The sequence below is a fragment of the Pseudomonas sp. Irchel 3A7 genome (assembly GCF_900187565.1).
In the GTDB taxonomy this organism is placed as follows: domain Bacteria; phylum Pseudomonadota; class Gammaproteobacteria; order Pseudomonadales; family Pseudomonadaceae; genus Aquipseudomonas.
In genome coordinates, this window is the sequence record NZ_FYED01000003.1 from 130,819 (window position 1) to 141,301 (window position 10,483).

The window sequence follows — 10,483 nt, forward strand, 5'->3', positions numbered from 1 at the left end:
CCTTCGCGAGCAGGCTCGCTCCCACATTCAGTCCGCGCCATCCTGTGGGAGCGAACCTGCTCGCGAAGGGGCCGGTTGGTACAATGCAAAACTCAGGCAGAAACCACCCGATTTCGCCCCCGTTCCTTGGCCTGATACAGCGCCTTGTCTGCCGCAAACAGCAATTGCTCCAGGCTGATGTCGCTCTCTGTCGTCCAGGTACTGATGCCGATGCTGACCGTCATCGGCTGTTCATCGCCTGCCACCGGTGGCAACTGCTCCACCTGCACACGGATGCGCTCGGCAATCTGCCGTGCACCGTCGTTGCCGGTTTCAGCCAGGATCACCGAAAACTCCTCGCCGCCGTAGCGGGCTACCAGGTCTGTCGGACGATGGACATTGGCGCCAATGACATCGGCCAGCGAGCGTAATGCCTCGTCGCCTGCCTGGTGGCCGTGGCGGTCGTTGAAGGCCTTGAAGTGATCGGCATCGATCATCAGCACCGACATCGGCTTGCCGGACCGTTGCGCCCGAAACCACTCGTGGCGCAGGGTCTGGTCGAGGGTTCGGCGGTTGGCCACGCCGGTCAAGGCATCGGTGGCGGCCAGTTGCGCCAGTTCCTGTTCGGCGCTGTAGCGCAGGCGCAGTTCGCGGCAGAGCAACCAGGTCAGCCATAGCAGCGCGATACACAGGACCCCGGTGGCGCCGCTGATCACAATGGCCGTGCGCTGCCAGGTGGCGAAGACTTCGTCGCTGGAAAGGGCCACGATGACCGTCAGCGGCAGGTTGCCGACCCGGCTGAAGGTGTACAGGCGTTGCTGGCGGTCAACGCTCGATACGCCGTCAAAGCTGCCGCTGCCCTCGCGCAGCATGCGCACGACGTTGGGCCGGTCGGCGAAGCTTTTGCCGACCGTGTTGTCTTGCAGAAACGGCTTCTGCGCCAAGAGCACCCCGTCGTCGTTGATGATGGCCAGCGTGCTGTCGGTCCCGATGTCGAGGCTGTTGAACAGCTGATCGAAGTACGCCAGGCGCATCGAGGCCACCGCGACACCCAGAAACGCCCCGGTAGACGAAGAAATGCGTCGGCTGAAGCTGATTTGCCATTCGTCGTTGTAGTCGCAGTCGCAGCGAGGCTTGAAGGGGCGGCTGATGAACATGCCGGTGTCGCGATTGAAGGCATGGGCGAGGAAATAATCGCGGTCGGCGAAGTTGCCCGGTTTGGGCTCGATCAATGATGAGTCGGCGAGCACTTCACCCTGCTGATCCAGCAGCAGGATGTCACTCTTGTAGCGGGCCGTGGTGGAACGGTCGAACAGCACCAGATGACGGATTTGTGCAGAAACCTGCTTCAAGTCATCCCGCTGCGCCGCGGCAATCAGGCCTTGCAGGGTCAGGTCATAGAGCTCCACCGTGCGCAACACGTCGGCATCGATCAATTGCGCAATGGTGGTCGCGCCGCGTGTGGCTGCCTGCTGGGCGTTGGTATGTTCGCGGATCAGTAGAAAAGTGACGATGCTGAGTATCGCAATGACCGTCAGGCTGCTGCCGAGGATCACCAGGATCTCGGGCCGTCCGGCGCTGCCTGAACGATTGGGAGTGCGGCGTACGGTCATGGGGGCTGATGTCTGCTTGGATGACTGGGTAAGCGTAGTTCCATAAACGTAGCAGCCAGGGAAAAGGCCGGTTAAATGAACCAACTGAGGTCTGCCAGGGTGAACAAAACCGTGGGAGCGAGCCTGCTCGCGATGGCGGCGCAACATTCAGCGTCGATGTTGATTGACCTGACGCTATCGCGAGCAGGCTCGCTCCCACAGGTTGTACGGCAGGTGCCAGAGTGATCAGAGCAAATCGAGGGGATAGTCGATGATCACCCGGTATTCATCGGTGTCCTGATCCAGTACTCCGTAACCATTGCCGCCACGGTTGGTCGCCCATTGCAGGCGCAGCGCCAGATCCTTGGCTTTGCCGCTCTGAACCACGTATTTCAGGTCAACGTCACGCTCCCAGTGCTTGGCGTTCTTGCCATCGGCGCTGTACCACGCGGCATAGCCTGGGCTGTCGGGATCAACCTGAGTCAGGTCCAGTTTTCCTCGGGAATACGACACGGCCGATGTCAGGCCCGGCAAACCAAGTCCGACGAAGTCGTAGGCGTATTTGAGTTTCCAGGAGCGTTCATTGGGGCCGTTGAAGTCCGAATACTGCTGGGAGTTGTCGAGGAAAATGCTGTCGCCCTGGCTGATGTAGTCGAACGGGGTGTTGCCGTTGACCCGCTGGTAAGCGGCAGTGACGCTGTGATTACCCACGCCGACGGTGAAATGCAGGCTGTAAGTGTTGTTGTCGATATCGCCCAGTAGCGCATCACCGGTGTCCTGCGTGTGATAGACGTGCAGGCCTGGGTTGAGGCTGATCAGGTCATTGAGCGCGTAGGTGTAGTCCAGGTTGAAGTAGTACTGGTTCCAGATGTCCTTGAGTTCGGCGGCATACAGGCTGCTGGTCAGTCCCGGCAGGCCGCTCCAGGTCATGCCGGCCCAGTTCAGGTGCCGACTGTCCTCGCCATCAGGCAGGCTGCCGTAGGACGTGCCGATGCGGGTATGGCCGCTCTGGTTGTACGGCTTGGTGAAGCTGGCCTGGCCGCCTTCGATCATCACACCGTCGATGCTGTGGTTGGTCAGGCTGACGCCGCGAAAGGTCTGGGGCAGCATGCGGGTTTCGCCCCCGGCAATCACCGGGTTGGCCAGAAACAGGTCGCCGGCCTTCAACTCGGTATCGAAAGCGCGCATTTTCAAGGTGCCGCCGGCGGTCGAGAACGACCCTGGCGCTTTGCCGTTGCCATCGCTGACCGGCAGGATGCTCGAATTGTCCGTGCCGCCACCGCCGTCGAGCTTGAGCCCGAGCATGGCGTGGGCATCGATGCCAAAACCGAGCGTACCCTCGGTGTAGCCCGACTCGAAGACACCCAGGAAACCTTGCCCCCACTCAATGTTGTCGTCGGCCTGCTGCAGGCGATTGCGGTGCATGTAGTAGTTGCGGGCGTTGAGGTTGAGGCTCGAGCCTTCGACGAATCCTGCGGCAGACGAATCATCGGCGGCCTGGACGCTGGTGGTCATCGTTGCAGCGATTGCAATGACCAACGGTGTGGATCGGAATGGGAAACGCACGTGCGGAAAAGCTCCTTGGGTCAACTTGGAACGTCACTGTTGGGGGCGTCGGGGATGTTTACATGGGGATGGCGAAGCAAACGGGGTTGGACCCACAACGAAAAAAAGCCGCTGATAGCAGCGGCTTTGAAGACAACTGTTCAAGGGGAAGAGCCGATGAAAAGTGTCGAGGGAAACAGGAGCGATGCGCGTCGATCAGCTGTCTTTCTCGGCCTGTGGCTGGGCCTGAATGCTCGATGCTTGCGGGGCCTGGGTGCCTTCCTGGGCTTTGGCCGTCATCTCGATCTGGTGCTCTTGGTAAGCAGCGGCGCGTGCGGCGTTTTGTGCGACGAAAGCCTGCGACTCTTCAGCCATGGCCAATGGCGTCACGAACAAAGAGGACAAAACAAAAGCGCTGGCAATACCCATACTGTTGGACATCTTTAAAACCTTCTTGCTTGGCAAGTGCTGTTTGGTGCGGGCAAAGATAAGGATGTCGGGCGATGGGAAAAAGAGCGGATTCATGAAAGGACTGTTGCGCAAAAGGCAATAGTTGAATGTTCACACGTTTGTGGTCAACCCGAAACCACTGTGGGAGCGAGCCTGCTCGCGAAAGCGGTGGATCAGTCAGCATGGATGTTGGATGTGAGGGCTTCTTCGCGAGCAGGCTCGCTCCCACAGTGGACTTTTGTTGCTCAGATACTTTCCCTCAACCATGGAATCTCCCACAAAGGGAAGGGGGTCAGACCGGCAGGTGAATCCCGAAGGTGTTCATGCCGTGATCGCTGCGCACGAACACATCCCCGCCATGCATCAGCGCGATCGCCTTGACGATCGCCAGTCCCAATCCGTGGTTGTTGCCGCTGTTGCTGCGCGAGGCGTCGACGCGGTAGAAGCGTTCGAACAGGCGCGGCAGGTGCTCGTTGGCAATCGGCGAACCGGGGTTGGCGACGCCGATACTGACTTGATGCTCCTCGGCTTCGATTCGCACCTCAATCACCTGTCCGGGTTCGGTGTGCTGCACCGCGTTGCTCAGCAGGTTGATCAGCGCCCGTCGCAGGTGCGCGATCTCGATCCGCACTTGCGCATCGCCGCTGACCTGCACCTGGACCTGAGCATCTTCGAGGATGAAATCCAGGTATTCCAGGGTTGTCGCCACCTCATCGGCCAACGACGTGGAGGTCAGTTTGGTGGCCTTGCTGCCCTGGTCCGCACTGGCGAGGAACAGCATGTCGTTGATGATCGAGCGCAGGCGCTCGAGCTCTTCAAGGTTCGATTGCAGGACTTCGAAATAATGCTCCGCCGAGCGTCCACGTGTCAGCGCGACCTGGGTCTGGCCGATCAGGTTGGTCAGCGGCGAGCGCAGTTCATGGGCGACATCGGCATTGAACGATTCCAGCCGCGAGTAAGCCAGTTCGACCCGCTCCAGCGTGGAGTTGAACGAATTGACGAACTGGTTCAACTCCGGTGGCAGTGATGACATGCGCAAACGCCCGGAACGCAAGGGCGGGGCCAGGCGCTGGGCCTCCTGAGACAGCTTGATCAGTGGCTTGAGGCCGATCCGCGCCACCCAGTAACCCAGTGCCGAGGCCAGCAGCACGCCGACAATCGCCAGGCTGATCAGGGCGATCAGCAACTGGTGTTGAGTCTGGTGGAACGTTTCGGTATCGATGCCGATCATGAAGCGCAGTGGCGGCCGTTGATCCTTGGCCGGGAACTGGCTGACCAGCACCTTGAGCGGGTAAGGCTGATTCGGCAACGTCATGTCGCGCATGCCCAGCGGCCCCTGGGCAAACTCGCGGATCCGCGGCGTCAGGTTGCCGTATTCGTAGTGTGGATCGTCGCTGATGATCCAGAAACTGATGCGTTTGTCTTCTTCACCCAGCAGCTTGAGCTTGTTGTTGATCTTCACCCAATGTTCGGGCGTGCCGTAACGGCCAACGGTGGATTCGAGCACGCTGTAACGCGCATCCAGTTCGGCTTCAGGCAGCAAACCCAGGCCTTTGTCGACCTGCTGGTACAGCGCCCAGCCGATCACCAGGAACACCAATAGCGCCACCAGCGTGAACATCCCGCTGAGGCGTAGGGCGATGCTATTACTGGACACCACGGCTCTCCAGCACATAACCCATGCCACGGATCGTGTGCAGCAGTTTTTCATCGAATGGCCCGTCAAGCTTGGCCCGCAGACGTTTGATCGCGACTTCGACGACGTTGGCGTCGCTGTCGAAATTGATGTCCCAGACCATTTCCGCGATGGCGGTTTTCGAGAGGATTTCGCCCTGACGCCGGGCCAGCACACTGAGCAGCGAAAACTCCTTGGCGGTCAGGTCCAGGCGCGTGCCGGCGCGGGTGGCCTTGCGGCTGATCAAATCTATCCACAGGTCGGCGATGCTCACTTGCACCGGTTCATGGCCACCGCTGCGGCGGGTCAACGCTTGCAGGCGAGCCACCAGTTCGAGGAAGGAAAACGGTTTGCCCAGGTAATCGTCGGCACCGTCGCGCAGGCCCTTGATGCGGTCTTCGACACGCTCGCGGGCGGTGAGCATGATCACCGGTGTCTGCTTGCGCGCACGCAAGGCGCGCAGGACGCCGAAGCCATCCAGGCCCGGCAGCATGACGTCGAGGACGATCACCGCGTAGTCGTTTTCCAGCGCCAGGTGCAGGCCTTCCACGCCATCGCGGGCCAGGTCCACGGTGTAACCCTGTTCCGTCAGGCCGCGGTGCAGATAGTCCGCGGTTTTTTCCTCGTCTTCGATAATCAGAACGCGCATGACCCCGCCTCAGTCTGTGGTCGCCAGCGCCGGCAGCGCTGTTGGTTTAGGCCGATGGAAAAGCCGCTCCAGCCATAAGTATATGACTGGTGTGGTGAACAGCGTCAGCGCCTGGCTCACCAGCAAGCCGCCGACCACCGCGATCCCCAAGGGCTGGCGCAGCTCGGCACCGGTGCCATAGCCGAGCATCAGCGGCAGGGCGCCGAGCAGGGCGGCGAGGGTGGTCATGATGATCGGCCGAAACCGCGTCAGGCAGGCCTGGAAGATCGCTTCTTCCGGTGGCAGGCCGCCTTTGCGCTGCGCTTCGAGGGCGAAGTCGATCATCAGGATGCCGTTTTTCTTCACGATACCGATCAGCAACACCAGACCGATCAGCGCCATGATCGAAAAGTCCTGCCCGCAGATCCACAACATGATCACCGCACCGAGGCCCGCAGCAGGCAGCGTCGAGATGATGGTCAGCGGATGGACGAAACTCTCGTAGAGCACGCCGAGAATGATGTAAACCGCCACCAGCGCCGCCAGGATCAACCAGGGCTGGCTGGCCAGCGAACTCTGGAATGCTTGTGCCGCGCCCTGGAAATTGCCGCTGATCGCCACTGGCATGCCAATCTCGGCCTTGGCCTGGTTGAGCATGATCACCGCATCGCCCAACGCCACACCGGGTGCGAGGTTGAACGACATGTTGGCGGCCGGGAACATGCCGTCATGGGCGATGGACAACGGGCCGATGGTGGGCGCATCGAACCGGGCCAGCGCCGACAGCGGCACCATCTCACCGCTCAAGGGCGAGCGCAGGTAGAAATAGTTGAGACTTTCGGCCTTGCCGCGCTGTTTGGTGTCCAGTTCCAGGATCACGTTGTACTGGTTGATCTGGGTCTGGAATTCGTTGATCTGACGCTGGCCGAAGGCGTCATACAGCGCTTCGTCAACATCACTGGCGGTCAGGCCGAAGCGTGCAGCCGCGCTGCGGTCGATGCTGATGTGGGTGATGCTGCCGCCCAGTTGCAGATCGTTGGAAACATCGCGGAATGCCGGGTTGCTGCGCAGCTTTTCCGTCAGGCGCTGGGTCCAGGTGCTCAGCACCGCACCGTCGTTGCTCTTGAGCACGTACTGATACTGGGCACGGCTCGGGCCGGAACTGAGGTTGATATCCTGGCCGGCGCGCAGGTACAGGACGATGCCCGGGACTTTCATCAGTTGCGGACGAATCCGGTCGATGAACTCGCTGGCCGAAACATCGCGGTCACCGCGTTTTTTCAGGGCGATCCAGAAGCGGCCGTTGGCGATGGTCTGGTTGCTGCCCGATACGCCGACCGAGTGAGAAAAGGTCTGTACGGCCGGATCTGCAGCGACGATTTCGGCCATCGCCAGGTGTTTTTTCACCATGTCGCCGTAAGAAATGTCCGCAGCCGCTTCAGTGGTACCGAGGACAAAACCGGTGTCCTGTACCGGGAAGAAACCTTTCGGAATGAAGATGTAACCGCCGACGGCCAGCGCCACTGACAGACCGAAAACACCAATCATCAGCTTCTGATGGGCGAGGGCGCGGCGCAGGCCTTTTTCATAGAGGTCCAACAGGCGCTCGCCGAAACCTTTCTTGCCGTGGGCATCGTGCACCGGGGCGCGCATGAACAGCGCCGCCAGGGTGGGCGCCAGGGTCAGGGATACCACCACCGAAATCAGGATGGTCGAGGTGGCGGTCAGGGCGAATTCCTTGAACAGCCGCCCGACCACGCCGCCCATGAACAGCAGTGGAATGAACGCCGCCACCAGCGAGAAGCTGATCGACACCACGGTGAAGCCGATTTCCCCGGCACCTTTGATCGCGGCCTCGCGCATGCCGTCGCCGGCCTCCAGATGACGGTGAATGTTCTCCACCACCACAATCGCATCGTCGACCACAAACCCCACGGCCACCACAATCGCCACCAGCGTCAGGTTGTTCAGGCTGAAACCCATGAGGTACATCAGGGCGAAGCTGGCGATCAGCGACACCCCGAGCACCGCCGACACAATCAGGGTCGCCGACAACTGGCGCAGGAACAGCGCCATCACCGCCACCACCAGCATGATCGCGATCAGCAAGGTGATTTCCACCTCATGCAGCGAGGCCCGGATGGTCTGGGTGCGGTCGATCAGCGTCTTGACCTGTACCGACGCCGGAAGCATGGCTTCCAGGCCCGGCAGCGCTGCCTGGATGCGGTCCACGGTCTCGACGATATTGGCCCCCGGCTGGCGGAAGATCACCAGGTTGACTCCCGGTTGCGTGCCGGCCCAGGCCTGGACGTAGGCATCCTCCGAACCGTTGACGACTTTGGCCACATCCTTGAGATGAACCGGTGCACCGTCCTTGTAGGAAACGATCAGCTGGCTGTAGTCATCAGGGTGGAACAACTGGTCGTTGGTGGAAAGGGTCGAGATGCTCGATTCCCCGTACAGCGCACCTTTGGCCAGGTTGAGGCTGGTCTGCTGGATCGCCAGGCGGATGTCCGCCAGCGTAAGGCCGATGGCCGCCAGTTTGTCCGCCGACACCTGGACACGGATCGCCGGACGTTGCTGACCGGTGATGGCGACCTGGCCTACACCGTCGATCTGGCTGATCTGACGGGATAACAGGGTTTCCGTCAGGTCGCTGAGTTCGGGGCCGGGCATCAGCGATGAGTTGACGCTGAGGATCAACACCGGACTGTCGGCCGGGTTGACCTTGCGCCAGGTCGGCAGGTTGGGCATGTCCTTGGGCAGCTTGCCGGCGGCGGTATTGATTGCGGCCTGCACTTCCTGGGCGGCGGTGTCGATGCTTTTGTCGAGGGTGAATTGCAGGGTCAGGATGGTTGAGCCGAGGGCGCTGCTCGAGGTCATCTGGGTCACGCCGGGGATGGCGCTGAACTGCACTTCAAGAGGCGTGGCCACCGAAGACGCCATGGTTTCCGGGCTGGCGCCGGGCAATTGTGCCGCCACCTGGATGGTCGGGAATTCCGCCTCGGGCAGGGGGGCCACCGGCAGGCGCGGAAAGGCGATGGCGCCCAGCAGCACCAGGGCGAACGTCAGCAGGACCGTCGCCACCGGATGGTCGATACACCAGGCGGATATCGAGCCGTGGCCTTTCATTGCGCAGCCTCCGATTGCACCACCTGCGGTGGGTCGGTCAGCACTTGCACGGTGGCACCGGGTTTGAGCCGCGACTGGCCATCGCTGACCAGCACGTCACCCGGCGCCACGCCTTTGATGATGTTCTGGCCGCTGCCCTGGAAGACCATTTGCACCGGCACGGTTTCGACCTTGTCGCCCTTGAGCCGGTAAACGAAAGGCTGGTCCAGACCACGCTGTACGACGGTGGGCGGTACCACCAGCGCATCTTTGTCCAAGGCTGTCTGAATCTTTACCGTCACCAGCAGGCCCGGCCAGAGTTTCTGCCCGGCATTGTTGAATTCGGCCTTGGCGCGAATGGTCCCGGTGTTGGCATTGATCTGGTTGTCGATCAGGGTCAGGTGGCCTTCACCCAGCAGGTTGCCGGTTTCGCCGTCGGTGTCGGCCCCGATGTAGGCCTTGACCCGGGCATATTGCGGATCGCTGATCAGGCCTTGCAGGGTCGGCAGCATGTGTTGCGGCAGGGAGAACTCCACGGCAATCGGGTCGATCTGGGTGACGGTGAACAGGCCTTGGGTGTCGGTCATGCGCAGGAAGTTGCCTTCGTCCACGGTGCGAATACCGACGCGGCCGCTGACCGGGGAGCGAATCTGTGTGTAGGACAGTTGCACCTGTGCCGCATCAATCGATGCCTGGTTGCCCTGAGCGGTAGCCTTGAGCTGGTTGACCAGTGCCTGTTGCTGGTCGTAAGTCTGTTTCGATACGCCGTCGTCGACGCTCAGCAGCTTGTAGCGCTTGAGATTGACCTGCGCCACTTGCAGTTGCGCCTGGCTTTCACCCAGCTGTGCCCGGGCCTGGTCGAGACTGGCGCGGATCGAGCGGTCGTCGATGGTGGCCAGTAAGTCGCCTTTGCTCACCAGTTGGCCTTCCTTGACCAGGATTTTGGTAAGAATGCCGTCGATTTGCGGACGCACCACGACGCTGTGCAGCGACAGCACCGAACCGATGCCGCTGACGTAGCGAGGGACGTCTTTTTCGACGACGCTGACCACGCGCACAGGAATGGCGCTGGGCGCCGCGAGCTTTGCCTTGGCGGGTTTGGTGGCATACCACAGGCCCAGCGCTGCCAGAATAATCAGAAGGGCGACGAGCAGGGCGGGTTTTTGCTGGATTCGCATGCGAGTGAGGCGCCAGGGCTGGGTGATCGACAGGTTGGTATGTTTCTTTATAAACCTGTTTGACGGTCAGGAAGGTGACTGCTAACTGACGGCGCTGTCAGTTTGGCCTTGGCTTGGCGGCCTTATAGCCGACCATGCTGTGGGTGGGGGGGTGTACATATCCGTTGCTGCGGTAACGGCGGCTGGCGGTTTCGCCCTTACGGCGACTCACTTTTTTGACAAACGCCTCAAAAAAGTAAGCAAAAAAACGCTCGCCCCGGCGTCCGGCCCCTCGCCAAGGCTCGGGGTTCCTTCGCTCCGGCATTCATCCGGGGGCATCGCCCTC

The 10,483-nt window shown here is 61.1% G+C and carries 7 protein-coding genes; all 7 read right to left on the reverse strand.

Annotated elements, in window-relative coordinates; all coding sequences use genetic code 11:
- Nucleotides 1-92 precede the first annotated feature (92 nt).
- The 7 genes from CKW21_RS05530 to CKW21_RS05565 all read right to left on the reverse strand — a co-directional run bounded on the left by CKW21_RS05530 (nucleotide 93) and on the right by CKW21_RS05565 (nucleotide 10,158).
- Nucleotides 93-1,592 carry a diguanylate cyclase gene (locus CKW21_RS05530; protein ID WP_095193001.1) on the reverse strand — a complete coding sequence of 500 codons (1,500 nt, stop codon included), beginning with the start codon at nucleotides 1,590-1,592 and terminating at the stop codon, nucleotides 93-95.
- 225 nt (nucleotides 1,593-1,817) lie between these two features.
- Complete coding sequence (locus tag CKW21_RS05535; protein WP_095193002.1) at nucleotides 1,818-3,137, reverse strand: OprD family porin; 1,320 nt, start codon at nucleotides 3,135-3,137, stop codon at nucleotides 1,818-1,820.
- A 195-nt stretch (nucleotides 3,138-3,332) separates the two neighbouring features.
- On the reverse strand, nucleotides 3,333-3,557 hold the full coding sequence (locus CKW21_RS05540) for a hypothetical protein (RefSeq protein ID WP_095193003.1): 225 nt from the start codon (nucleotides 3,555-3,557) through the stop codon (nucleotides 3,333-3,335).
- Between the two features lie 301 nt (nucleotides 3,558-3,858).
- A complete protein-coding gene (locus CKW21_RS05550; RefSeq protein WP_095193004.1) occupies nucleotides 3,859-5,223 on the reverse strand; it encodes a heavy metal sensor histidine kinase in 1,365 nt (454 codons plus the stop codon).
- Nucleotides 5,213-5,890 carry a heavy metal response regulator transcription factor gene (locus CKW21_RS05555; RefSeq protein WP_095193005.1) on the reverse strand — a complete coding sequence of 226 codons (678 nt, stop codon included), beginning with the start codon at nucleotides 5,888-5,890 and terminating at the stop codon, nucleotides 5,213-5,215. The genes CKW21_RS05550 and CKW21_RS05555 overlap by 11 nt, the downstream gene beginning before the upstream one ends.
- A 9-nt stretch (nucleotides 5,891-5,899) precedes the next feature.
- Entirely contained in the window at nucleotides 5,900-9,001 is a 3,102-nt protein-coding gene (locus tag CKW21_RS05560; protein ID WP_095193006.1) for a multidrug efflux RND transporter permease subunit, read from the reverse strand.
- Nucleotides 8,998-10,158, reverse strand: coding sequence for an efflux RND transporter periplasmic adaptor subunit (locus CKW21_RS05565; RefSeq protein ID WP_095193007.1), 1,161 nt, complete (start codon nucleotides 10,156-10,158; stop codon nucleotides 8,998-9,000). Before CKW21_RS05565 ends, CKW21_RS05560 begins: the two co-directional genes overlap by 4 nt.
- Between the last annotated feature and the right edge of the window lie 325 nt (nucleotides 10,159-10,483).

Bases quoted from the DNA above. Each gene is read 5' to 3' on its own strand.
- CKW21_RS05530 (WP_095193001.1), bottom strand. From the start codon at position 1,592: ATGACCGTACGCCGCACTCCCAATCGTTCAGGCAGCGCCGGACGGCCC.
- CKW21_RS05555 (WP_095193005.1), bottom strand. From the start codon at position 5,890: ATGCGCGTTCTGATTATCGAAGACGAGGAAAAAACCGCGGACTATCTG.
- CKW21_RS05560 (WP_095193006.1), bottom strand. From the start codon at position 9,001: ATGAAAGGCCACGGCTCGATATCCGCCTGGTGTATCGACCATCCGGTG.
- CKW21_RS05565 (WP_095193007.1), bottom strand. From the start codon at position 10,158: ATGCGAATCCAGCAAAAACCCGCCCTGCTCGTCGCCCTTCTGATTATT.
- CKW21_RS05540 (WP_095193003.1), bottom strand. From the start codon at position 3,557: ATGTCCAACAGTATGGGTATTGCCAGCGCTTTTGTTTTGTCCTCTTTG.